Source organism: Marinobacterium sp. MBR-109 (genome assembly GCF_040547565.1).
Lineage (GTDB): Bacteria > Pseudomonadota > Gammaproteobacteria > Pseudomonadales > Balneatricaceae > Marinobacterium.
In genome coordinates, this window is record NZ_JBEPPZ010000005.1 from 98787 (window position 1) to 122300 (window position 23514).

Annotated in this window: 20 protein-coding genes and 1 riboswitch; of the genes, 1 reads left to right on the forward strand and 19 read right to left on the reverse strand. The window is 58.3% G+C overall.

The window, feature by feature from the left end:
• Window positions 1-44 precede the first annotated feature (44 nt).
• The 7 genes from ABIE60_RS08470 to ABIE60_RS08500 all read right to left on the reverse strand — a co-directional run bounded on the left by ABIE60_RS08470 (window position 45) and on the right by ABIE60_RS08500 (window position 9484).
• Entirely contained in the window at window positions 45-1520 is a 1476-nt protein-coding gene (locus ABIE60_RS08470) for a DUF3360 family protein (RefSeq protein ID WP_354469005.1), read from the reverse strand.
• Between the two features lie 105 nt (window positions 1521-1625).
• Window positions 1626-2312, reverse strand: coding sequence for a thiosulfate oxidation carrier protein SoxY (locus ABIE60_RS08475; protein ID WP_354469006.1), 687 nt, complete (start codon window positions 2310-2312; stop codon window positions 1626-1628).
• A gap of 4 nt (window positions 2313-2316) precedes the next feature.
• A complete protein-coding gene (locus ABIE60_RS08480) occupies window positions 2317-3615 on the reverse strand; it encodes an FCSD flavin-binding domain-containing protein (RefSeq protein ID WP_354469007.1) in 1299 nt (432 codons plus the stop codon).
• A 67-nt stretch (window positions 3616-3682) separates the two neighbouring features.
• Complete coding sequence (locus tag ABIE60_RS08485; RefSeq protein WP_354469009.1) at window positions 3683-7009, reverse strand: bifunctional diguanylate cyclase/phosphodiesterase; 3327 nt, start codon at window positions 7007-7009, stop codon at window positions 3683-3685.
• 90 nt (window positions 7010-7099) lie between these two features.
• A complete protein-coding gene (locus ABIE60_RS08490) occupies window positions 7100-8377 on the reverse strand; it encodes a hypothetical protein (protein ID WP_354469010.1) in 1278 nt (425 codons plus the stop codon).
• Window positions 8378-8472: 95 nt separating this feature from the next.
• Entirely contained in the window at window positions 8473-9033 is a 561-nt protein-coding gene (locus tag ABIE60_RS08495) for a rhodanese-like domain-containing protein (RefSeq protein WP_354469011.1), read from the reverse strand.
• 13 nt (window positions 9034-9046) lie between these two features.
• A complete protein-coding gene (locus ABIE60_RS08500; RefSeq protein WP_354469012.1) occupies window positions 9047-9484 on the reverse strand; it encodes a DsrE family protein in 438 nt (145 codons plus the stop codon).
• 220 nt (window positions 9485-9704) lie between these two features.
• On the opposite strand from ABIE60_RS08500, the gene ABIE60_RS08505 reads away from it, so the two are divergent.
• Window positions 9705-10388: a cupin domain-containing protein gene (locus ABIE60_RS08505; protein ID WP_502914946.1), complete on the forward strand. Its 684-nt coding sequence runs from the start codon at window positions 9705-9707 to the stop codon at window positions 10386-10388.
• Here the strand turns inward: ABIE60_RS08505 and ABIE60_RS08510 are convergent.
• The 12 genes from ABIE60_RS08510 to ABIE60_RS08565 all read right to left on the reverse strand — a co-directional run bounded on the left by ABIE60_RS08510 (window position 10368) and on the right by ABIE60_RS08565 (window position 23290).
• Window positions 10368-10841, reverse strand: a complete 474-nt coding sequence (locus tag ABIE60_RS08510; protein ID WP_354469014.1) for a hypothetical protein — start codon at window positions 10839-10841, stop codon at window positions 10368-10370. The two genes, ABIE60_RS08505 and ABIE60_RS08510, sit on opposite strands and share 21 nt — an antisense overlap.
• Window positions 10842-10924: 83 nt before the next feature.
• The gene (locus tag ABIE60_RS08515) at window positions 10925-11773 is read right to left on the reverse strand and encodes an SDR family oxidoreductase (protein ID WP_354469016.1); all 849 of its coding nucleotides are present in this window, start codon (window positions 11771-11773) and stop codon (window positions 10925-10927) included.
• Window positions 11774-11806: 33 nt separating this feature from the next.
• Complete coding sequence (locus tag ABIE60_RS08520; RefSeq protein WP_354469017.1) at window positions 11807-12250, reverse strand: phosphate-starvation-inducible PsiE family protein; 444 nt, start codon at window positions 12248-12250, stop codon at window positions 11807-11809.
• A 103-nt stretch (window positions 12251-12353) separates the two neighbouring features.
• Complete coding sequence (locus ABIE60_RS08525) at window positions 12354-12686, reverse strand: DUF7352 domain-containing protein (protein ID WP_354469018.1); 333 nt, start codon at window positions 12684-12686, stop codon at window positions 12354-12356.
• 68 nt (window positions 12687-12754) lie between these two features.
• Window positions 12755-13678 carry a LysR family transcriptional regulator gene (locus tag ABIE60_RS08530; protein WP_354469019.1) on the reverse strand — a complete coding sequence of 308 codons (924 nt, stop codon included), beginning with the start codon at window positions 13676-13678 and terminating at the stop codon, window positions 12755-12757.
• A 60-nt stretch (window positions 13679-13738) separates the two neighbouring features.
• Entirely contained in the window at window positions 13739-15544 is a 1806-nt protein-coding gene (gene atzF, locus ABIE60_RS08535) for an allophanate hydrolase (protein ID WP_354469020.1), read from the reverse strand.
• Complete coding sequence (gene uca, locus ABIE60_RS08540) at window positions 15541-19167, reverse strand: urea carboxylase (protein WP_354469021.1); 3627 nt, start codon at window positions 19165-19167, stop codon at window positions 15541-15543. Before uca ends, atzF begins: the two co-directional genes overlap by 4 nt.
• A gap of 67 nt (window positions 19168-19234) precedes the next feature.
• Window positions 19235-19876 (reverse strand): urea amidolyase associated protein UAAP2, encoded by a 642-nt coding sequence (locus tag ABIE60_RS08545; RefSeq protein ID WP_354469022.1) that lies wholly within the window; start codon window positions 19874-19876, stop codon window positions 19235-19237.
• Between the two features lie 10 nt (window positions 19877-19886).
• Window positions 19887-20603 carry an urea amidolyase associated protein UAAP1 gene (locus ABIE60_RS08550; protein ID WP_354469023.1) on the reverse strand — a complete coding sequence of 239 codons (717 nt, stop codon included), beginning with the start codon at window positions 20601-20603 and terminating at the stop codon, window positions 19887-19889.
• Window positions 20600-21385, reverse strand: coding sequence for an ABC transporter ATP-binding protein (locus ABIE60_RS08555; RefSeq protein ID WP_354469024.1), 786 nt, complete (start codon window positions 21383-21385; stop codon window positions 20600-20602). Before ABIE60_RS08555 ends, ABIE60_RS08550 begins: the two co-directional genes overlap by 4 nt.
• Window positions 21385-22203, reverse strand: coding sequence for an ABC transporter permease (locus ABIE60_RS08560; protein WP_354469025.1), 819 nt, complete (start codon window positions 22201-22203; stop codon window positions 21385-21387). Before ABIE60_RS08560 ends, ABIE60_RS08555 begins: the two co-directional genes overlap by 1 nt.
• Window positions 22204-22249: 46 nt before the next feature.
• Window positions 22250-23290: a putative urea ABC transporter substrate-binding protein gene (locus tag ABIE60_RS08565; RefSeq protein WP_354469026.1), complete on the reverse strand. Its 1041-nt coding sequence runs from the start codon at window positions 23288-23290 to the stop codon at window positions 22250-22252.
• Between the two features lie 62 nt (window positions 23291-23352).
• A riboswitch (guanidine-I (ykkC/yxkD leader) is annotated at window positions 23353-23455 on the reverse strand.
• Window positions 23456-23514: the final 59 nt, after the last annotated feature.

The following is a 23514-nucleotide window of genomic DNA, read 5'->3' on the forward strand; positions in this document are numbered from 1 at the left end:
GTTCAGCCTAACACAGAACAAGGAAGGCCGCGCAGCCCCTTGGATCAATCCAGTACGCGGAAGGTTTCAAGCAGGGCCGGAAGGCCCGGAAACATGCCGATACCGGCCATCACCGTACACAAGATCGCAAACGTGATGCCCGGAATGATCCAGCGTCCGGTATGGCCCAGGCTGCGGCCACGATCCTTGCAACCGATCAGGCCAAGATTGTCCAGCAGCACCGTCAGGGACCAGCCAAACACCGGGTTGACCAGTGCAGAGGAAAAGATGACCACCGCCGCAGACTGGGTGGTCTTGCCTTCGCGGGTCATCTGCATGCCGGCTTCCAGCAGCGGCAGAAACACACCGACCATCAGCGCCACACTCAGCACCGGTGGCCAGATGGCCAGGTCCATCGGGTAACCCCAGAGGGCGGCCACCACACAGAGCAAACCGGTCAGAATGGCACCACCGGCGATTGGACGTTTGGCGATGGCGGCCGGTACGATATAGGTCCCCCAGGATGAGGCAATGTTGCCACCACCCAGAACGCTGCCAACCGCCTGACGCGCCGAGGCCGAAACCATGGTGTCATCGATGTTCATCAGCACTTTTTCTGTCCGGGGCGGATAGTTGAGCTGCTGGAACACACGGTGCCCCAGAAAGTCCGGCGACCACATCGCCACGGCCAATACAGCAAAGGGGGCCACCGCTATGAAATGCTCAATACCTGGCAAGCCCAGCTGCCAGCCGGTGTCTTCACCCCACCAGTAGGCCGGATTCAGGTTGGGAATGCCGGGCTCGGTGGTGAACTCGAAGGGCGCCCCAAGTGCAAACGCCAGCAGGGCCGCGAGCCCTGACCCCAGTGGAATGGCCAGCCAGCGCATCTGAATATGCTCCAGCCACGCATACATGATGATGGTGCAGATCACCACGACAAAAGCGATATGGGCCATATCGAAACTCTCGGCCCAGCTGAACAGTTTGCCGATCTGGGCCGTGATGCCGATGAAACCCAGGTAGAGCAGCAACCCACCACAGACACCATTGCTGGTCAGCTTGGCAAGCAGACTGCCGCCTTTGGTAATCCCCAGAATGAACCCCAACACCCCCACCATGATCCCGAGTGCCATGGGATGACCACCGGAGGCCACAATCAGTGGAATAAGGGGAATCAGGGGGCCGTGAGTACCGGCCAGGTTACTGGTCGGATTGAGAAAGCCTGAGATCAGCACCACAAACAGCACGGCGGCGATCAGCATCTCAAACCGAACATTCTCAATGACAAACTCACTGGACAACCCAAGCGGAGCGGCAAATGCGGCAACAATGGCAGCAACCATAACGATCTTGCCGATCGTCGCCGCCATGGCCGGCACCCAGTCCTCGAACTCGAAGCGATAGTCGCGAAACGGAAGGTTGGGGCGCCAGCGTTTGGGCGCCATCACCTGAAGTTCATGTTCCAGGTAATCGGCACGGGTGGCAAAATCTGCCCGGGGCTTGCGCCGGACACTATAGCTGGCACGATTTTCGTCAGTCATAGGCACTCGCAGTCAATCCAAAAGGCGTGGATTCTAGGGAGCGCTCAACGGAGCCACAATCGGGCCTTAGGCTAACACACAGAAAAGAAAGGGTTTTTATGGTGATCAGCGGTGCAATTCCCGCCCCTGCAGATCCTGCCAGCTGAACGTCAGATCATGACTATTGTTCAACCAGATACTGACATAGGGATTGGCGGCCGTTCCGGCGTGGAATTGCACCATCACCAGCGGTGATGAGGCTCGGGAAATGCTCAGCGTCTGCACTCTGTTCGGTGCGATTGCATGATTACGCACCCCGTTGCGGAAACCGTTCTCCATCGGGTGGCGAACCTGAGCCCTGACCTCCCCCGCTTGGCCTGCGCCCGGTATGGCAACACGGGGGGTGTGCATCGTCATTCCCTTGTCTGACGGGGCCGGCCCCGTCAGACAGCCACTCAGCGCAACCCGGACCTGGACCTCTGTCTGCCACTGCCGCCCTGTACTGCTCTGCGCACGGATGGTGACCGGCTGTGACTCGCTCAACCGTATCCGGGTCGCCAGCCTGATCGGGGTTACAGCCTGCAGGAATTCAAAACTGATCACATCCGGCTCAGGGTTAAGGGGTGCCTGTACCTGTATCGTTTTCAGGTATTCACCGGGGTCAAGCCGCTCATCAAATGCGATCCGCAACGGCACCTGAGCACCATCCTCAATGACGGCGGGCAACTGCACCCTGAGCCCATGCGGTGGGACCGACTCACTTCCCGTGGCCAGGTTGGCAAACAGCACAATCAACAGTATCCAGCTGCGCATCCGGTCAGTGCCCCCAGATTTCAGCCGTTGCCGCACGATACCAGCTCTCGGCCGAGCGAGCTTCTGACTGACGCAACCGAGGGGAAGCTTCCAGTGGGCTCAGATGATCGGTACCGGGTCTGAGCACCAGAGCCCCCTGATTCGCTTCATACTGACCCGCCACCGAGATGGCGTATTCCGGCTTTATCAAGCTGTAACAGATATTGGACAGTTGCGGCGCGGCAACGTCCTGCCCTGTCAGCTCGCCGATGATGGCCGCCACTGCCGCGCGTGCCTGCATGCCGGCAGCAAAGCCGGACTTGGGCATGGGGGCCGCAATACAGGCATCCCCAATCACATGGACACCCGCGGCATGGCGGGACTCAAATGTATGCGGATCAACCGGTACCCAGCCACTGGCATCGGTCAGTCCGGCCGTTACCGCAATGCGACCGGCTTGCTGCGGTGGAATCACATTGAGCACAGCGGCGCGATGACGGCTGGAAAAATCGGTTTCCACCTCCCGTCGCGTCGGGTCTACCCGCACCACTTTACCGTCATCGGACAACCCGATCCATTCGACCCGGTCACCATAGAGGTCTTTCCACGCCGACGTGAACAGGGCCTGCTTGGAGAAGCGGTCCTTGCTGTCCAGTATCAACACCTTTGAGCGGGGTTTGTGGCGGCTGAGATAGTGCGCGATCAGGCTGGCACGTTCATAAGGACCCGGCGGACAACGGTAGGGGTTGGCCGGCACCGAAATGATGACGCTGCCACCATCCGGCATCGCTTCGAGCTGACGCCGCAACAGCAGCGTTTGCGGCCCCGCCTTCCAGGCATGGGGCACCTGCTCGGCGGCTGCTGCATCGTAACCCTCTATCGCATCCCAGCGCAGATCAATACCGGGCGAGACAATCAGGCGGTCATATTCAATTCGGGTCCCATCGGCCAGAATGACCTGTTTACGAATCGGATCAATATCCAGCGCCTGCTGGCGCTGATGCCGCACCCCGGCCCGTATCAAGGTGGCATAATCCTGTGCAATGGCCTGCAGCGGCAGCAGGCCGGCCAGTACAAGATTGGAAAAGGGACAGGTATAAAAACGGTTGGCACGTTCAACCAGAGTGACATCCAGCTGCGGTGCCTGCTGCCTGAGCAAACGCGCCGCCGTGGCACCACCAAAACCGCCACCGATGATCACCACTCGGCCCTCGGAAGGGCGACCTGGCAGCATATGCTGACACCCGCCCAGCAGCAGCGGGCTCAACATCAGACCCGCCAGCAGCGTGCGTCTTGAAACAGCGGAGATGTTTCTCTGCTTCATATCCCTTCCTGTCTGGACCATTGCGGTTTCGAGACTAGCAAAGAGAACATCAGCTGAAAGCTGTACTTTAGAACCCTTTATCCGGCCGGTGGGCAAACTCAAGAAACTGTTCTGCACTCAAGGGGCGGCTGTAAAGGTACCCCTGAATTTCGTCACACCCTTGCTGTTTGAGCAGTTTTGCCTGTGTACGGGTTTCCACCCCTTCGGCAATGGTGATCATCCCGAGACTGTGCGCCATTTGGCTGATCGCGGTGACAATGGCCAGATCGTCATGGCTCTGCTCCAGCTCCCTCACGAAGGATTGATCAATCTTGAGCTTGTCGACCGAAAAGCGCTTAAGGTAGCTCATTGATGAATAGCCGGTGCCAAAGTCGTCAATTGACAGGTGAAAACCCGCCTGACGCAGTTGCTGCATGGTTCCACTGGCAGCCTCCGGGTCCTGCAGGGCAGCGGCTTCGGTCAGCTCAAGCTCAATTGCACCGGGCTGTATACCCTCTTCCCTCACAATTTCAGACAGTCTGCGAACCAGATCCGGCTGATTAAACTGTACCGCCGACAGATTGATCGCCAGCGTCAGGCCTGCCAGCCCCTGCTGCTGCCATTTTGCCAGCTGACTGGCGGCCTCCCTTACCACCCATTCACCCACCGGGATGATCAGGCCACTGCGCTCAGCCATGGGGATAAACTCCGCCGGCGATACACTGCCCCATTCAGGACTGTCCCAGCGTAACAGCACCTCCGCCGCTACCATCGCCTTGCGCTGAAAGCTGTACTGCGGCTGATACACCAGGTGCAGCTCGCCTCTGGGCAACGAATGTTTGAGTGCATTGCTCAGTGCCAGTGAGCGGCTGGTATGGGCCTGCATTTCCGGTGCATAGAAGCGGAAGTTATTGCGCCCCTGCTGTTTTACCTGATACATGGCCGCTTCGGCACACATCAGCAAGGCGTCCAGCGTTTCACCATCGTTGGGGTAGAGCGCCAAGCCCAATGAAGCCCCCACACTCAGCTCCTGATCATTCAGCTGCATGACAGGCTCCAGTGCCTGCAGCAGCTCAGCTGCCTTGAGGGCTGCACTGTCCTGACCGGCACTGGGCAGCACGATGATAAAGCTGTCACCGGACTGGCGCGACAGAGTGTCCTGATCCTGCAGCCGTGCCCGGATACGGTCGGCCACCTCGCGCAGCAGTTGATCCCCGGCCGCATGACCCATCACATCATTGACCGCCTTGAAATTATCCAGATCAAGCCAGATCAACGTCAGCGGCTCATGGTGGCGGCGCACGATATCCAGCGCATGGTTGAAGCGCTCTTCCAACAGTGTTCGGTTAGGCAGCTGGGTAAGCTGGTCGTAATTGGACAGCTGCATGATGCGTGCATCAGCTGCCTTTTGGGTACTGATATCCTCCTTGTGAGAGATATAGTTCACCACGTGCCCCTCGGCATCACGCACGGGGTAGATGAGCACCCGCTCGTAATACTCGGTGCCATCCTTGCGCCGGTTGATCAACTCCCCCTGCCATGTCTGTCCTCGCTTCAACTGTGCCCACATGCGGGAGTACACCTCATCGGGCGTTTTCCCTGACTTGATCAAGCTGGGATTATGGCCGATCACATCCTCGGGCTGATAACCGCTGGAGCGTACAAAAGCTTCATTGACGTATTCGATATCGCCATTCAAATCAGTGATAACAACCGAGTTGGGACTCTGGGCAAGTGCAGAAGACAGGGTCTCAATGGCACGGTCCTGGCGCTGCCGCCGCACCAGCTGCCAGAGCGAATCAGCCAGTATCTGCAACGTGTTCAGGTCACGCTCGCTGTATTCGGTTTCCTTGTTGCCCACATTGACCAGCATGCGCACTCGCCCCGACTCGACCACCGGCAGGCTGATCATGCGCGTGCAGGTTTCGGTACCGTCCATGACCCCTTTGGCTGCCGCCGCATCATTCAACATGAGTGGCTGCTGACGGCTGATCACCAGATCAAGCAACACTTGAGGCAGAGGCTCCGCCTGATTCGGGATGCAGCCAACCCGCTCAACTCGTTGTTGATCGGCGTTGACAAGATAGATGCAGGCCCTTTGACTCAGGGTCAAATACTCTGCGCGCTCGGCCCCGTACTGTAAAAAACCGTTTTCGTCCCGCAGCGAAGCTTCCCGCGACAGGGTCAGCAGCCCTTCATTCAGTCTGGCCTCATGCTCAAGTGCCAACTGTTGCAGCACTGTTTCAGTCTCGTCTCGCGACAACACCAGATAGCGTAGAGGTTCACCTGCCTGAGCCTGACGGCAGGAAACCGACAGCTCAAAGTAACGTCGCCCCTGAGGCACCTCCAGCATGATGCGCTGGCCTCTGGAAATCCCCTTTTCACGCGCCTCACGCATGGCACTCAAACAGGCGTCAACGGCCTCGGCCGACATCACATCACGGATGTTCCTGTGCAGCAGATCCGTCGCCGGTGCCACCAGCTTATTGGACTCACTGGCATGCACATCAAGGTAATTACCCGCCTCATCAAGCTCAAACAGCAAATCCGGCAACGCATCCATGGTCGCATTCAACTGCCGCTCGGATTCACTCAGCTTACGCCAGGGCAACTCAACGGTTTCAACAAAAAGTGCTCGATACAGGAAGCCATAGGCCAGAATCTTGTAGACATGACCCAGCAGGTTGAAGCTATCGGTGACGTTGGCATAGAGCGTAAAGAAAAACTCGCTCATCGCCATCAGTGCCGCTACCGCAAACAGACTGGTAGCGTTGAACTGGCGTGGTTTGGAGAGTTTCAACAGAAACAGCAGTGCAGCCAGCAGATAGGTGGCGATCAGCAGGTACTCGAAGCCGATCTTGAAAGCCGTCAGCCCATCCGGCGCCACAAAGGTGCGCGGCAGTCGTTCAGGCTGAAACAGAAACAGGTAATGCAGAAGCGCGACCAGCAGCAGAACAGCGGCCAGAAGGGCCCGACGGTGCTGATACAGGGGGGATTGCCAGCGCATGACAGCCGCCCCGAGTAGCCCCACTGCTGCAAAAGATCTGGCCGCAAGCCAGAAATTGATCGCCTTTTCCGGGTCACCCGGGGTCACAAAATCCGGCATCCCTGGATAGGACAGCGTATGACTGAAGTCGAGTATCGCCACCGCCAGAAACATGCAGGCCAGCCAGGCCACATTGCCATTGCCGTTATATTTCTGGGTACTCCAGCCAACGGCAAACACCATGGCTGCAACCGCAATGGCCAGCATTTCAAGCGTAATATGCAGGGGCAGATAATTGGCCAGCCCGCGACTTGCATCCGGTGCCGGTAACAACAGTGCATTGAAGATCAACAACAGCATCAGCACCAGCAGGCTGAAAACCGGTCTCAGTTCTGATGCATGGCTGGGATGAATCAGGAAAGTCTTCAAAGGCAGCAGGCCCGAGTCATATCATTGTTTGAAACATTTAATGTATCCATTTTGACACGGTCTGTGCTTCAGCTGAAGCAAAACCCGGTACTACAGTGTCGTGAACAGCCACAACATGGCCCAGCACACCAGCAGCATCACCGGAGCATAGACTCGATTCAGTCGCATCAGTTGAGCCGCCGGTATGGAATAACGCGCCCGCAGACTGAGCTGAACTCCCGACAGAGGGGACAGTCCCACACCCAGCGCCCACCCCATCAGCATGGTCAGCCCGAGCAGGTTCGGGTCACTCACGCTCGGTGCGAGAATGCTGCCCACCAGTACGACACTGGTCACCGGGTGCATGCCGGCAAAGGCGAGCAATATGAGCACCAACAGTGTGATACAGGCTTCCTGAGCACCATAGTGCTCCGGCGCAAGCGCCAGATCAAACGCGTTCAAACTGGACGCCACACCGGCCGCGAGCACCGCAGCGGCCAGAAACAGCATCACCTCTGCGGCCAGACCCGGCAAGCCTTCATGAACATGGTTTACCAGGCGCCTCTTACCCTGCCCCCCTTGTCGCAACAGCAGCCAACTGACGGCAAACAGGATGGAGATCAGTGTCACCAGCGTCAGCACACTGATCGCAGGCCAGATTTCGTGGCTGATAACTACCAGAACGGCCAGCACCAGTGGCATCCACAGCGCCTTCAGGTGCATGGGATAGCCGCGCGCCTGCTCAACAGCGGGTGCTCGCGCCACTTCCCACATGCTGAACAGCAGGCCTGCCAGCGCGACCGGCACCCCAAACAGCACCAGGGTTTTCAGTTCCGCCCCGGGAGCACTCACCAGCGTCAGCCCCATGGCCGCAAAGAACGGTGACCAGAAGGCACAGATACTGAAACTGCGCAGCAACACCAGTGCCTGAACCGGTTGCAGTGGCTGACGAGCAGACAGTCGATCACCCACAATCAGTACCGATGAAATATTGATCACCGAACCGATCAGGTGTGCCCCCAGAAGGGTCTGCCACAGCGCCGTTCGGCCACGTGGCAGCTGCTCATCACTGTGCACCCCCTGCATGGCGACAAGGCGCAGAAAGCTGACTCCGACCAGCATGGCCAACACCAGATAGTTAGCTTCAAGCGCCTTGAGCAGGTACTGCGGATCACCGCCGTAGACCGTACCAAACAGAAGCAGAGGGGCTCCGATCAGCAACAGAACAGTGGTTTGCTTGCGCTGCGCCGACTTGAGTCGCGGCCAGAGCAGCAGGGCCGAGATCCAGACAGGAACACCAATAAGATAGCCGGGCAGAAACGAAAAGAATGCGTTCAGGACAGCGGCAAATGCCATCCCGATCAACAGGTAACCTGACAGAAACAACATGCACCTCGGGCGAAAAAACGAGGCGGCGAGAATAGCACGCCTGCCGAAAAGCCGACAGGCGCAACGCGGGACACAAAGGCCCCGCAGCGAGTGTATCAGCGGTCGATACGGTAGATCTTGTCGGGATTTGGCTTGCTGCCCCAGGGCAAGCCGGAGTTCTGCCAGCCATTCTGGATACGGAGCCCTGTCTTGTCTCCGCTCTTGAGGCTGTCACCCTGGAAGCCATTTATGACGTAGGTTGCATTGGGAAAGCCATTCTCGCGCAGAAATTCGGCACTGGGCAGGCCACGCTCACTGCCGGAACGGCACATGGTGATCACGGTCGCATTCCTGTCCAGACCACGCTGCATCAGTGCCTGCTCTACCTGAGCGGCAAAGTCAGGGTTCTGATACAGGCGGAAGCGATTTTTCTGCGCATCCCACTGGCTACGGTCCACCATCAGGTAGGGAATGTTCAGATCCACCTCATCGGTAAAACCGATGAACATGATCTCAACCGGATCACGCACATCGATGAACAGTACCTGATCACGCTTTTCCTGCACCAGCTCATAGGTGGCTTCAGGGGTTATCCCAATGTCATCATTGGCGTGCGCGGTGCTCAGCGGAAGCGCCAGTGCTGCACTGAGCAGCAACGGTGTCAGCAGTTTTTTCATAAAGCCGTTCTCCTTAGAAGCTGAATACACGCGTTTCTTCAGACGTCATCTGTTTCGCAATGGCAGGCGGTGTCGCCACCCCAACACCTTCACGCAGGGCTGTCTTGTCATGACTGCTGTTGGGCAGATACAGCGCACACACGTTTACATTAGCGCCACCTTTCTGCAGCTTCATCAGCAGCTGTTCAGGGGTCACGTCACGCGGCTTGAGCGGTTCATTGGCGGTTTCGCTCAAGGCCAGGTCCCCTGCCTTGTCACACAGCAGTACATCAACCTGAGTCCCCTGCTCCTGCATGGCGTTGCCCAACACCATCGCCATGCCCTGAGTCTGCAATGATCCACTGTTGACCAGAATCAGAGCCTTTTCGACCTGATGGCCGTCAGCCTGAGCCACCAGCGGAGCCATCAGACTGGCTCCCAGTATCAATGCGGTAAGTTTGCCTGCTTTCATGGATATCACCTTTTTTATGCAATTCAAGAATATATTTCTTTTACATGCGAATAATCTAATTAATAAAGCAAACTACACCACTCCCCGGCCACTGTAAAGTCGATGCCCTCCGCCCGGGCCGGTTAAAGGTCAAACTGTTATGCGACAGCCAACGTACTACAATGCACAGGCTTATGATCAACCAGAAAACCTTCCTGCAGGAACAATGATGATACCGACAATGCTCAACATGGACTTCAGTCAGCGCGTTGTGATTGAAACAGCCAACATGGATTGGATCACCAGCCCTGCGGCGGGGGTGTTGCGCAAGCCCCTGGAACGGGAAGCCAAAGAGTCCGGCCACACCACCAGTATTGTGCAGTATCTGCCCGGCTCCGCGTTTGCAAGCCACCCTCACCCGCTGGGTGAAGAAATTCTGGTACTGGAGGGTGTGTTTTCAGACGAGAGTGGGGACTACCCGGCCGGCAGTTACATCCGAAATCCACCCGGTAGTCAACACGCGCCCTTCAGCAAGGAAGGATGTACCCTGTTTGTGAAGCTTAACCAGTTTGATCAGAAGGATCAGACCGAGCTGCGGATCGACACTCGAACAGCTCCATGGGTACCGGGACAAGGTGGACTTGAAGTGATGCCGCTGCACAGCTTTGAAACCGAACATACGGCGCTGGTACGCTGGCCCGCCAGCGAGCGTTTTCAGCCGCATCGTCATTTTGGCGGAGAAGAAATTCTCGTGCTGTCAGGCGAGTTTCGTGACGAGCATGGTGTATATCCCGCCGGCACCTGGCTGCGCAGCCCTCATTTAAGCGAGCATTTCCCATGGGTTGAGCAGGAAACCGTGATACTGGTGAAAACGGGCCATTTACCGCTGAACTCACAATCTCAATCAGCGGATACGGATCTTTGAACGCTTGACGTTATGGCTGGGTGTCAGCAACTCAAGCTCGGCGCCCAGGTCTTCCAATTCATCATAGCCTTCCAGCCGCAGCACCTCTCCCTCCTGAGTCGTCATCTGGATCTGTTCGAGGTGGTAACTGCGGTATTTAAGGCGCAGGTCGAGAATATGACTGATATCGACCTGAATTCGGTTATCACCCTGAACCAGGGTCAGGGTTTTTGCCTGATTATCCAGTTCGATTTCCGGATAGGCTGAGCGCCCCTGCCGTACATGCTGAAACAGCTTGATGAAGTAGGCCGAGCAGGCCGCTATACCCAGTACCGGCAGTATGAAATCTGCAACTGCCGTGGCCTGAAACAGGTAATAGATACTGGCCAACACCGCTGCAACCAGACCCACCATCCAGAGCAGATGTCTGGCCGTTTGGGTACGATAATAGGCGGATGAAATGCGATACAGCATGACACGCAATGTCCGTAGTTATGATCAGGGGGGCAGAGTGTAATGACGACAGGACGCTTTGGGAATCCTTGATCGGGTACTCTTCATGTACCGTTTTCCTTCTCGGCTGCACGGCGCAGCACGGCATCCAGCCAACGGGCCGGTAACAATCGCCGGAGGTACCCCAGCAGGTAGGTCGGAAAGGTTACGTAGTAGCGTGCCCTGGGGCATCGGGCAGTCAGTGCGGACTGCAGCGCCTTGAACACGGCTTCCGGCGGAAGAGTAAAGGCCGAGCCCTCCTCTTCACCCGCCTCCAGCCGGCTCAGCACACCACTGTAGGTTTCAGCATGCACACTGTGTGTGGCATCAATGTTACGCGTGAAGGCTATCAGCGCGTTTTGACGAAAGGCACTGGTGATCGGGCCAGGCTCAATCAATGACACACAAATACCACTGCCGTGAAGCTCCTGACGGTAGGTATCGGTGATCCCTTCAAGGGCAAATTTGGAGGCATTATAGGCGCCACGGTACTTCATCGCGACCAGCCCCAGAACCGACGAATTCATCACGATTCGCCCCCTCTGCTGCCGACGCATGACGGGAATGACAAGGTTTGTCAGTTCGATCCAGCCAAACAGGTTGGTTTCAAACTGGGCCCGCAACACGTCACGGCTCAGGTCTTCAACCGCACCGGGTTGACCGTAGGCCCCGTTATTGAACAGCGCATCCAGACGGCCGCCGGTGAGTGACATGGCCTGCTCAAAACCGGCTTGTACGGATTCGGATGAGTCCAGATCCAGCACAAAGCTTTCCAGCCCCTGTGCCTGAAGAGTCCGTACGTCTTCAGGCTTGCGCACCGTCGCCAGCACCCGCCAGCCCGTTTCTTTCAGGCGCAACGCACAGTGGCGTCCAATACCGGTTGAACAACCGGTGACAAGTATGGTCTTTTCCACATCTGTTCCTTCAACAGGCCGCAGCACAGTGACTCAGTGCCCGCCTTCTTCACTGCCATATCGCTGCACAACCCAATAGGCCACACTCATGGCAACGACGATCAGGGCCATGCCCCACAGGTATTCTGCCGGGGTGGTCTCAAGATCCAGAATAATCACCTTTCGGGCAATGGCCATCAATGCGGTCGCAATGACGATTTTGACATGGATAACATTGTCACGCAGATAGATCGTGATATTGATGAAGATTTCGATGGCGATCAATACCGCCATGAAGGCACCAAAGGTGGCCAGCATGTCGGAGATGGTGAGGATATATTTGGGAGCGGCCAGCAGTTTTTCATACAGCGTCCAGCCCACGTCAACAACGCCCATGATGATCACGAAAACCATCAAAATGGCCAACAGCCGAACAGACCACTTGATCAGCTGGTTAAGAAAATCCATTAACCTTACATCGTTGTCTTTGTAACCCATGCCTGACTCCTGTCCGGTTGAGCGTGTCTGAAAACATACTGAACGAAAAAAGGCCGGATAGCTACTGCCATCCGGCCCAGGGGGGAGTCAATGGGCAGCCGGGTCAGGCCGCTACGTTGCGCAGATGCGGCGGAGTATGGGGTGACTGAGGCGCTGCACTCTCTTCCACCCGGAACAGGTGATAGGCTTCAGGCCCGAAGGGATCCAGCGCTGTATCCATGTATTCATAATGCATCGCGACTGGCCTGCCGGTCATGGCAACCTTGAAGCTCGCATCCACATAAGGAATATCGGCTCTCAGTGGCTCCTCGGCCCAGAGGAACAAGCCTTTTTCAGCCACCAGATACTCGAAGCGTACAATACGGAAACCTTCACGCAGGCGCAGTGTGGTCAATGAATCGGACGCATCCAGACGGTATTTGTGAATTGCTTTCATGGCCGTGGCCCTCTTCTGATTGCTTACGCACTCATATTGGCCAAGCTTTGAACAAGAAAAAAGCAGATTTATTCGTCTCTTTCATCAGCTTTTATCTGATGAACTTTCACACCACCGGCGCAGATCGCTTCAACGGCCGGATGAAAAATGCGACTGCCCCGTGTGATGGCAAACAGACGATCCTGCACGCTGTTGATTTCAGCCAGCGACTCCACCTCATACTGTCGGCACACCTCATCCTTGATCACCGCTGGGGCTGCAAACACCCCCATGCCGTGATGACCAAAGACCTTGATCAGAGCACTGTCATCGACCTGAGCCCGAACTGAAACCCGTATGTTTTGATCATTGAACCACTGCATCAGCTCACTGACGTAGGGTGCGTCAACCGCATTGACCAGGAAAGGCTGTCCCTGCAGGCTTTGCGGAAAGCCATGCCGCAGCCTGCTTGCCAGTTCGGGCGCCGCAAACAGCATCATGGGGGAGCACCCCAGATCATGCAGACTGAACCCGGAATCCGGCGCCAACAGCGGAGGGTTGTCAGTAAGAATGACATCCAGATCCCGCCGCCGCAGATCAGCCAGAAGATACTCGGTACGACCGGTTTCACAGGCCAGATTCAGCTCGCGCTGCAACCCCAGCGCCGGCTCCAGCAGTCGCCACGCGATCAATTTATGGATGGAGGCGGAAATCCCCACGGCAAGACGCAGCGGTCGTGATTCATGGGGCACCTGCAGCGCCTGTTCCAGCGCCTCTGCCGCGGTAAATATCTCATCGGCATGGGACTGAACCCGCAGCCCCAGATCGGTCAGGCGCAGGCCTCGCCCCTCTCGCCGAAACAGCAGCCCGCCGACCTCCTCTTCCAGAGCGGCCACCTGACTGCTGAGGGTCTGGGGCGTGAGCTCCAGCACCCTGCTGGCGGCGGCCATACTGCCCTCGCGGGCGACGATCCAGAAGTGATACAGATGTCTGAAGTTCAGGCGTTTCAGCATGGCAGCCCCGGTTGTTGTCTGCGGTAAACTCGAGTCTACCGCAGATGGCTGCAGTGACCACTACTGCCTCTGTTGAAGCCAGCGTCTCCAGCTGCCGTATTCGGTGATCTCTTCAGCACCGGCCAAACCGGATGCCTCGCAGATAAAGCCACTGAGCCAACGGCCATCGGCCAGCTCAACCTTGCCAATGCCCAGCGGCGCCGGAATCGCGGCCACAAAGCTGCCCAGCTCTGCCGTCGGCACGGACCAGACTTCGACTTCAATGGCGCGGCCATTGAGTTCATCACGCACCATGCCTGGCCGCTGCACAGGGCCTCCGGCAAGGGCAAACAGGCGGTAAGCCGCGGCGCTTTCGGTACGCTGTTTCAGCCTTGCGCCGCGCTCGGTAAGCTGCCAGTTGAGTGGCAACCCTTCAAGATGGGCGCCGCACACAACCAGATCGGTATAGTCACTCGATTCACAGGCCTGAGCACCGGTTGGCAACGGCTCAACCCCCAGTGCGCCCAAGGGCAGCGGCAAGATCCGAGTCATCCGATTGGCGATCGACAGTAAACGGCGATCACTGAAATGATCGCCCACCAGCGTTACCCCGAACGGTAGCCCCTGAGTCGTAAACGCCGTGGGGACCGCTACCGAGGTCATATCCAGCAGGTTCATGAAATTGGTGTAATACCCCAGCTGAGAGTTGTACAGAATCGGCTCAGCCAGCATTTCGTCAATGCGAAACAGACGCCCGGCAGTTGGCGTCAGCAGGCAGTCCAGCCCCTGCATCTGCTCAAGGCAGGCCAGACGCAGCGCCTGCAGACGATACTGAGCGCGAAACAGCTCCGTGGCTCGCGGCTCGTTGCCCGGCTCGACAATGGCACGTACAACCGGGTGAATCGCTTCGGGCCGTGATTTGAGCAGCGGCTCGCAGGCGATGTAACGTTCGGCAACCCAGGGGCCTTCGTACAGCAGCCGAGCGGCTTCATCAAAGGGTGTGTAATCGATGGTCACCAGCTCGATGCCGGCATCTTCCAGTGCGGCCAACGTTGCCGCATACGCCTGCTCATAGCAGGTATCGCCGAAAAATTTCAGCTGCTTTTGCGGCAGTATGCCGATCCGCAACGGGCCATTGCAGAGGCCATACTGGCGAGTGCTGTTGGCAAAACCGTTATGCCGGCTGAAGCCGTCACGGGCATCAAACCCCTCGGCACAGGCAAGCACCGTGTTGGCATCATCGGTATCCAGCGTAAAAATGCTGATGCAGTCTAGCGAGCGGCAGGCCGGTACCAGCCCGGTCGATGACAGCAACCCCTTGGTCGGCTTGAGACCCACCAGATTATTGAAGCAGGCCGGAACGCGTCCCGAGCCTGCCGTATCGGTGCCGAGACTGAAGCTGGCCAGCCCCAGTGCCACCGCCACCGCCGAGCCGGAACTGGAACCACCCGATATGTAGTCCGGATCAAAAGCGTTATGACAGGGACCATAGGGTGAACGGGTGCCGTTAAGGCCAGTGGCAAACTGGTCAAGGTTGGCCTTTCCGACCGGGATGGCACCGGCATCGATCAACTGTTGGACGACCTGTGCCGATGCTTCGGGAGTATAGGCAAACTCGGGGCACCCCGCCGTGGTCGGAATAACGGCCAGATCGATGTTGTCCTTGATGACAAAAGGGATACCCCAGAGTGGACAGATTGCCGGATCCTTATCGGCCAGTGCGTCCAGCCAGGGCTGTTGCTCTTCGGCACTGAGCAGATGGACCCAGATATTGCGATCCTCGTACTCGGTTGCACGCTGGCGGATATTCTCCATCACTTGTGCCGGTGTGCTACTGCCCTCAGCATAGGCCGCCTGCAGCGACCGAATAGTCATATTGGTTTTCATGCCTGTTCTCCCATTGCTGCCAATGCCGCCTCATCTTCCAGCACCACCAGTGCCTGCCCGGCACCCACCCGGCCGCCGGCGGCCAGCAACAGCTGGCTGACAACGCCATCTGCGGGTGCGTGGATCGGGATTTCCATCTTCATCGACTCCAGAATCATCAGCACCTGCCCCGCCTTCACCGTGTCCCCCGGCTGCACCTCGGTCTGCCACACACTGCCGGACACCGGGCTGTCGACCACGGTGGCATCCTCTGGCCAGTCATGTTCCGCGACATCCGCTGCCACCTCTTCTGAATCAAAATTGAACTGACCATCGGCATGCCAGCGCTCCAGTTCCTGCTCAAAGGCCCGGTTGCGCTGTTGCTTGAACTGCTCAATTTCAGCGGCGTGATCCGCCATGAACTGTTCATATTCAGCCAGCGAGAAGCGGCTCTGCTCGATCTTCAGCGGGTAACGCCCCTGCGGGAAGTCACGCCGAATCTGCTGCAGCTCCTCATGGCTGACTTCATAGAAGCAAATCTGGTCAAAGAAGCGCAGCAGCCAGGGCTGCTCAAACTCGGCGGTACGGCGGTAGCGATTCCACATCTGCAACGTACGGCCAACAAACTGATACCCGCCCGGGCCCTCCATGCCGTAGACGCAGAGGTAGGAACCGCCGATACCCACCGAATTTTCCGCCGTCCAGGTACGCGCAGGGTTGTATTTGGTGGTCACAAGGCGGTGGCGCGGATCGACCGGGGTCGCGACCGGCGCCCCCAGATAGACATCGCCCAGCCCCATCACAAGATAGGAGGCATCGAACAGTACGCGTTTTACTTCGTCGATGCTGTCCAGCCCGTTGATGCGGCGAATGAACTCCAGGTTGCTGGGGCACCAGGGTGCGTTCTTGCGAACCGACTGGTCATATTTCTCGATCGCCAGCCGGCAGGCCACGTCATCCCAGGAGAGCGGGATATGGACGATGCGTGACGGCACACTCAACTCAGCCAGCTGCTCGGCCAGTGCTCGCTCGCCGCGCTCGATATGCGCCAGCAATTCGGCATGGCTCAGCTGCTGTGAGTCGAAATGGATCTGCAGCGAGCGAATGCCCGGCGTCAGCTCTCGCAGCCCGGCAACGGGGTGTTGCTGCAGCCACTGCATCAGCGCATGGGCACGAAAACGCAGGCGAATGTCCAGCTCCAGCTCGCCATACTCCACCAGCAGGAAGTGATCGCCCGCAGCACGACACACAATCTCGTCGCCAAAGGTATCGGCATCCAGACGTGCCAGTATCGGGCTTTGCGGCGTTACCGGCTGCCAGTCACAGGCGACCTCTTCAAGCGTATCGACCGATGCGGTTTGCGCCGCCTCCAGCGCAACCGCCTGCTCCAGACTGACCGGGACAAAACGCACCCGATCACCTGCACGCAGTTGGCCCAGCTTCCACAAATCGGCCGTGATGACGGTGGCGGGACAGACAAAACCACCCAGCGAAGGACCGTCCGGCCCCAGAATGACCGGCATGTCGCCGGTGAAATCAACACTGCCAAAGGCATAGGCGTTGTCGTGGATGTTGGACGGGTGCAGACCCGCCTCACCGCCATCACGGCGGGCCCATTGCGGCTTGGGACCAATCAGACGTACACCGGTGCGGCTGGAGTTGTAATGGATCTCCCAGTCGGTATCGAAGAAGGTGCGGATATCCTCATCGGTGAAGAAGTCCGGCGCGCCGTGCGGGCCATAGATCACCCGCAGCTGCCACTGGTTGGTCACGTCGGGGCGCAGGCTTTCGGACAACTCCCGCGGGCCTGCAGGCCGTGCTTCAGCATCCAGTCTGAGTACATCCCCGGCGCGCAGTGCACGGCCATTGTGACCGCCAAACTGCCCCAGAGTGAAGGTCGATCGGGAGCCCAGATACGCCGGGCACTGGAACCCGCCGCGTACCGCCAGGTAGGCACGGGCACCGGTATCGCGGATACGCCCCAGCTGCAGGGTTTGGCCGGCACTGACATCGACCACCTGCCAGAGCGCAACTGGCTGGTCGTCCAGTCTGGCCTCGATGGCGGCACCGGTGATCACGATCTGGGTCGCCGAGGCGAATCTGAGCGTGGGGCCCTGCAGGGTTATTTCCAGTGCCGCGGCATCGGTGGGGTTGTTCAGCAAACGGTTGCCCAAACGGAACGATTGGCTGTCAAACGGACCGGATGGCGGGACCCCCACATCCCAGTGCCCCTGACGACCGGGGAAATCCTGCAGCGTGGTTTGGGTCCCGCCCTGAATCACGTCCACGCGGGCAGGCTTGAAGGCAAAGCTGTTCAGATAGCGGGTCGTCACCTCACCCCTGAGCAGCTGTTCATCACGACTCAGTGCCCGCAGGTATTCCAGGTTGGTCTCGCTGCCGTACAGCTCGGTGGCATCCAGGGTCTGCTGGAGCCTGGCCAGCGCCGCATCGCGATCCTCGGCATGTACAATCACCTTGGCCAGCATGGGATCAAAAAACGGTGGCACTTCAATGCCGGACTCAATCCAGTGATCAATCCGTACGCCCTCGCCCTGCGGAAACTCAACATGACTGAGCAGCCCCGCACAGGGCTGGAAATCACGCCAGGGATCTTCCGCGTAAAGTCGTACCTGAATCGCATGTCCGGACGGTTTCAGCCGTTGACGTTCGGCTTCCAGATCAGGCGCCTGTCCGGCCGCGATCTGCAGCATCCACTCGACCAGATCGATGCCATACACCTCTTCGGTGACGCCATGCTCAACCTGCAGGCGAGTATTCACTTCAAGGAAATAGAAGGCCGAGGTATCGGCATCGTAAATGAATTCAACGGTGCCGGCGTTGCGATAGCCCACACTGGCGAGCAACTGCTCGGCGGTGCGATGCAGTGCCAAGCGCTGTGCCTCCGGCAGGTTGGGCGCCGGGCATTCCTCGACCACTTTCTGGTTGCGACGCTGGCTGGAGCAGTCGCGCTCACCCAGTGCCAGCGCAGTGCCGTTGCCATCCCCCACCACCTGCACCTCAATATGGCGGGCGCGGGCGATGAATTTTTCCAGAAACACGCCATCGTCGGCGAAGTTGTTGGCACCAAGACGCTTGACCGACTCAAACGCCCCCGACAGTTCCGCTTCGCTGTGGCACAGCTGCATGCCGATGCCGCCACCACCAGCCGTGGTTTTCAGCATCACGGGGTAACCGATGCGGCCAGCTTCGGTCAGGGCTGCATCAAGATCGCTCAGCAGATCAGAACCGGGCAGCAACGGCACATTGGCAGCCTGAGCCAGCGCGCGCGCCCGATGCTTGAGACCAAAGGCCTGCATCTGTTCGCCCGTCGGGCCGATAAAGGCAACACCTGCCGCTTCACAGCGGGCGACAAACGCGGCATTTTCACTCAGAAAACCGTATCCGGGATGGATCGCTTCGGCACCGCTTTCGGCCGCAATTTCAAGCAGGCGATCCATATTCAGATAGGTATCAGCCGCCCCGCCATCGCCCAGGCACCAGGCTTCATCGGCATGGCGCACATGCAGGCTATCGGCATCACAGTCGGCATAGACGGCTACCGAACCAATGCCCATATGTTTGAGGGTACGAATAATGCGGGTCGCGATGGCGCCGCGGTTGGCAATGAGAACTTTTTTGAACATGGCAAAATCCTGGCACGGGCCGTCCCGTGGTGTTCCGTACGACAGCGGTCGTCCGCTGAAGCGTGAATCAGTTATCCCACACCAGCAGTTCGACCGGTGTCGGGTTATAGCCATTACAGGGGTTGTTCAGCTGCGGGCAGTTGGAGATCAGCACCACCACGTCCATCAATGCGGTCAGCTCCACATATTTGCCCGGCGCCGAGATGCCATCGGCAAATGTCAGGCCTCCCTCTTCTGTCACCGGCACATTCATGAAGAAGTTGATGTTATGGCTGATATCGCGCTTGCTGATGCCATATTCCGGGTGTTCGGCAATGGCCAGCATCCAGCTGTCGCGACAGGCATGCATACAGCGCTTTTCCAGATCGTAACGAACGGTGTTGCTCTCGGTGGCACAGGCACCGCCCAGGGTATCGTGGCGACCACAGGTATCCGCCACAATCTCCAGCATCGGGCGATTCTCGTTGGAGCGCAGTACCGAGCCTGTCGTCAGGTAGACATTGCCCTGCTCACGAATGGTATCCATGGCGCTGTAACGCTCGGACGGGTCAGCCGCCTTGTAGAACAGCGTGTCAGCGGCCTGATTACCCTCCAGATCGAGAATTCTCAGCGTCTGGCCCGCCTTGACGCAGCCGATGTAGTAATCCCCGGCATCGATGGTGGTACGGGCAACCGCCTGTTCCGGCTGGCGTGTACTTTCGGTCAGCATGGTTGTCTCCTCATTTGCCAAGGTGGTACAGGGCGTTGTTCTGGAAACCGCGGCGATTCTCCGGGCGGAAGTTGAGACAGTAATCGTCGTCCCAGACCGGATCGGCCTCTCCCAGCTGAATCCGAATCGGTTTTTTCGGATATTCGGCGGCGGTATTCAGTGGGTGCGGGCAGGTGTGCAGCAGCACCAGTGTGTCCATCTCAAAGCGCAGCGTGACGTGACTGCCCGGGGTACTGTGCCCCTCGGCAAGCATCATCTGCCCGTGTGTGTCAGTGGCCACCTTGCTGAACCAGTTGATATTGGAGGCAATGTCAGCCCGTCCCAGCCCATATTTGGCCAGCTCGACCAGAAAGGCGTCATAGCCGTTCTGGTGCCAGTCATTGCGATCATGCTGGTAATCTCGCCGGCCCCAGCGGGCACTGATCTGTTCGGCATGACTGTTGCCGCACACCGTTTCATGCCAGCCCAGGCTGTCATCGACAATGGAGGCAAAAATACGCCCCATATCGGAGTACAGGCAGTTGCCGTGCGTCAGCTTGAACGTGTGCTGGCACTTGAGTGTATCGGGGGCGTTGTAGCGTTCCAGCAGGTTCTCCGGGTTGTAGAACAGCATGCCGACATTGGCACCGCCTTCGACATCGGTCAGGCGCATCAGCGTGCCCTTGCGCAGGCGCAGTGACCAGTGGCCACCCGCCGGGATCTCGGTGGTGTATTCAATGGCTTTCATAAATACTTTTCCGTTTCCTTTGCAGTGAGGGTCAGATCGCGGTCGATCTCGTTCAATGTGCCTTTATCCATCTGCCCGACCGGCAGGTCATAGGTGATGGTGGCGCCGTAGGCATCCGGTGCCTGCGGGTCATGCCGGGTCTTGTCGAACACCCACAGACGCGTGCCCAGATAAAACCCCTCTTTCAGATCATGGGTCACCATGAACACGGTCAACCTGTACTCGCGCCAAAGGCGCAGTACCAGCTCATGCATGTCGGCCCGAATGCCCGGATCCAGTGCACCAAACGGCTCGTCCAGCAGCAGAATACGCGGCTTGCCCAGCAGGGCCTGAGCGATGGCCAGACGCTGGCGCATGCCACCGGACAGTTCTGCCGGATAGAGCGATTGGGCATGCTCCAAACCCACCTCCTTCAGCATTGCCAGTGCCTCGTCACGCGCCTGTCGCCGGGCGGCACCGAACAGCAGGCCCGTCAGGCTGCGACGTTCAAAGCCACGGGTGGCCATCACGTTCTCCAGCACGGTCATGTGCGGGAACACCGAATACTGCTGAAACACGATGCCACGGTCGGGGCCGGGTTCAGCCGGTATCGGTTTGCCATCCAGCGTCAGCTCGCCGCTGGTAAGCGCCTCAGTGCCAAGCAGCATTTTCAGAAAGGTACTTTTGCCACAGCCCGAAGCTCCGACCAGGGTGACAAACTCACCCTCTTCGACACTCAGGTTGATCCGCTCCAGTACCACCTTGTTGCCATATCGCTTCCACAGGTTGCGTGCTTCAATCATCACATTGCTCCCTTGCCTTGCCACGGGAACAGGCGACGACTGAGCCATGCAAGGGTCAAATCAATCAGGAAGGCCAGCAGCGTAATCCAGGCCACATAGGGCAGGATCACATCCATCGCCATATAGCGGCGTACCAGAAAAATGCGATAGCCCAGGCCATCGGTCGCGGCAATCGCTTCGGCTGCAATCAGGAACAGCCAACCGGCACCCAGTGACAGGCGCACTGCATCGATCAGGCGAGGCATCAGCTGGGGCAGCAGTACACGGCAAATGATCTGACTGGTATTGGCCCCCAGGGTTTGTGCCTTGACCAGCTGCTCAGGCGGAATTTCCAGCGTCCTGCGTTGAATATCCCGGGCGATAAAGGGGGTAATCCCGATGGCGATCAGCGCCACCTTGGACAGCTCACCCAGCCCGAACACAATGAACAGCACCGGCAGGATCGCCAGTGGCGGAATCAGTGATACAACGGTCAGCAAGGGGCTGGCAGCGGCGGACACCAGCGGCAAGGCACCGGTCAACAGCCCCAGAGTCAGGCCAAGGGTTGCTGCAATCAGTACACCCAGGGCCAGACGCGAAAGGCTGCTGGCCGTATCGACCCAGAGCAGGTATTCGCCACTGCGTTTGCTTGGCTCAAACGCCATGCGCTGAATGGCATCACCGATCTGGCCAAAACTCGGCAGCAGCTTGTCACCCGGGTTTTCAGCCAGGCGCGCATCCGATGCGAGGATGTAGACGATCACCAGCAGAATAAATGGCAGCAGGCCAAACAGCATGCGTGTTGCCGGTGCGGGCGTCTGGTTGATCAGTCGTTTCATGGTCAGTCCTTACGGGAGCCCACGGCTCCCGTTGCCGGGCTTGAAGTCAGAGGGAGCCGTCCAGCGCCATCTGCATGTATGCCGGGTTGAAGCGCAATTTGATGTTGTTGCTGTCGCCGTAAACCCCGGCCGGGGTTTCAATGCCGATAAAGGTCGCGTCCGGAGCGCCTTCACCCAGCAGGCCGTGCTCGAATGAGAATTCGGCCACATGTTGCATGGTAGTTACCAGCGTGGGGCTGTTGGTGAGGCTCAGTGCGGCGGATGGGGTATAGAACATCTCGGTGCTGGCCAACTGGGCTTCATATCCTGACAGATCTGTCCCTGAAGCCTGAGCCATGTAGGTTTTGGCTGCCTCGGCTGCCTCATCATCACCGCTCATGGTGGCCATGATTTCATACCAGGCACCGGTCAGCGCCTTGCCCAGAGCAGGATTCTGCTCAAGGGTTTCGGTATTCACCACCAGAAGATCGATGATTTCACCCGGAATCAGAGAAGAGTCGAACACCTTGTGCGAGTCCGGCATTGACATGATTTCACCCAGCAGCGGGTTCCAGGTGGCGACCGCCGTTACATCCGGCGTGCCGTACACGGCCACCATATCGGCATCAGAGGTATTGACGACCTGAATATCGCGCTCGCTCAGTCCCACACTTTCCAGCCCTCGCGCCAGCAGATAGTGGGAGACACTGAGTTCGACCAGGTTAACGCTCTGGCCCTTGATCTCGGCCAGAGACTCCTTGCCCTTGAGCACGATGCCATCGTTGCCGTTGGAGAAGTCCCCCACCACCAGGGCAGTGCTGTCGATACCGCCGGCCGCCGGAATGGTCAGGGCATCCATGTTGGTCATGGTGCAGGCATCAAACTCGCCTGCGCTGTACTGGTTGATCGACTCGATATAGTCGTTGATCTGGACCACTTCGATATCAATGTCGTATTTGTCGGCCCACTTTTTAACGATGCCCTGTTCGGCACCATAGGCCCAGGGCATCCAGCCCACATAGATCGACCAGCACACTTTGAAACTGTCACGGGCGGAGGCTGTCGTGGACAGCGTCAGGCAGAGCAGGAGAATGGATAGTCGCTTCATAGCGCACCTCTCAGTTCGGTTCGGTCGGTTGCTCACGGAGTACCCCCGGCATTACGCCTTCAGTCTCCCGGGCTTTTGTCCCGCCGTGTAACCCTTCACTGAAAGGTCGAGTGCTCTCGGACCAGTCACTGCAACTGTGCAGCCGGAACCCTAGCGCTCTATTGGTCAAATTGTCTGTCGCGTAATGTCAGGAGTACGGACACAAGGGATAAAGCACAAGCCGT

What these genes read in the sequence shown, in the direction of transcription:
- ABIE60_RS08470 (WP_354469005.1), bottom strand. Translation starts at nt 1,520, where the DNA reads ATGACTGACGAAAATCGTGCCAGCTATAGTGTCCGGCGCAAGCCCCGG.
- ABIE60_RS08475 (WP_354469006.1), bottom strand. Translation starts at nt 2,312, where the DNA reads ATGCGCAGCTGGATACTGTTGATTGTGCTGTTTGCCAACCTGGCCACG.
- ABIE60_RS08480 (WP_354469007.1), bottom strand. Translation starts at nt 3,615, where the DNA reads ATGAAGCAGAGAAACATCTCCGCTGTTTCAAGACGCACGCTGCTGGCG.
- ABIE60_RS08490 (WP_354469010.1), bottom strand. Translation starts at nt 8,377, where the DNA reads ATGTTGTTTCTGTCAGGTTACCTGTTGATCGGGATGGCATTTGCCGCT.
- ABIE60_RS08495 (WP_354469011.1), bottom strand. Translation starts at nt 9,033, where the DNA reads ATGAAAAAACTGCTGACACCGTTGCTGCTCAGTGCAGCACTGGCGCTT.
- ABIE60_RS08500 (WP_354469012.1), bottom strand. Translation starts at nt 9,484, where the DNA reads ATGAAAGCAGGCAAACTTACCGCATTGATACTGGGAGCCAGTCTGATG.
- ABIE60_RS08505 (WP_502914946.1), top strand. Translation starts at nt 9,705, where the DNA reads ATGCTCAACATGGACTTCAGTCAGCGCGTTGTGATTGAAACAGCCAAC.
- ABIE60_RS08510 (WP_354469014.1), bottom strand. Translation starts at nt 10,841, where the DNA reads ATGCTGTATCGCATTTCATCCGCCTATTATCGTACCCAAACGGCCAGA.
- ABIE60_RS08520 (WP_354469017.1), bottom strand. Translation starts at nt 12,250, where the DNA reads ATGGGTTACAAAGACAACGATGTAAGGTTAATGGATTTTCTTAACCAG.
- ABIE60_RS08525 (WP_354469018.1), bottom strand. Translation starts at nt 12,686, where the DNA reads ATGAAAGCAATTCACAAATACCGTCTGGATGCGTCCGATTCATTGACC.
- ABIE60_RS08530 (WP_354469019.1), bottom strand. Translation starts at nt 13,678, where the DNA reads ATGCTGAAACGCCTGAACTTCAGACATCTGTATCACTTCTGGATCGTC.
- atzF (WP_354469020.1), bottom strand. Translation starts at nt 15,544, where the DNA reads ATGAAAACCAATATGACTATTCGGTCGCTGCAGGCGGCCTATGCTGAG.
- uca (WP_354469021.1), bottom strand. Translation starts at nt 19,167, where the DNA reads ATGTTCAAAAAAGTTCTCATTGCCAACCGCGGCGCCATCGCGACCCGC.
- ABIE60_RS08545 (WP_354469022.1), bottom strand. Translation starts at nt 19,876, where the DNA reads ATGCTGACCGAAAGTACACGCCAGCCGGAACAGGCGGTTGCCCGTACC.
- ABIE60_RS08550 (WP_354469023.1), bottom strand. Translation starts at nt 20,603, where the DNA reads ATGAAAGCCATTGAATACACCACCGAGATCCCGGCGGGTGGCCACTGG.
- ABIE60_RS08555 (WP_354469024.1), bottom strand. Translation starts at nt 21,385, where the DNA reads ATGATTGAAGCACGCAACCTGTGGAAGCGATATGGCAACAAGGTGGTA.
- ABIE60_RS08560 (WP_354469025.1), bottom strand. Translation starts at nt 22,203, where the DNA reads ATGAAACGACTGATCAACCAGACGCCCGCACCGGCAACACGCATGCTG.
- ABIE60_RS08565 (WP_354469026.1), bottom strand. Translation starts at nt 23,290, where the DNA reads ATGAAGCGACTATCCATTCTCCTGCTCTGCCTGACGCTGTCCACGACA.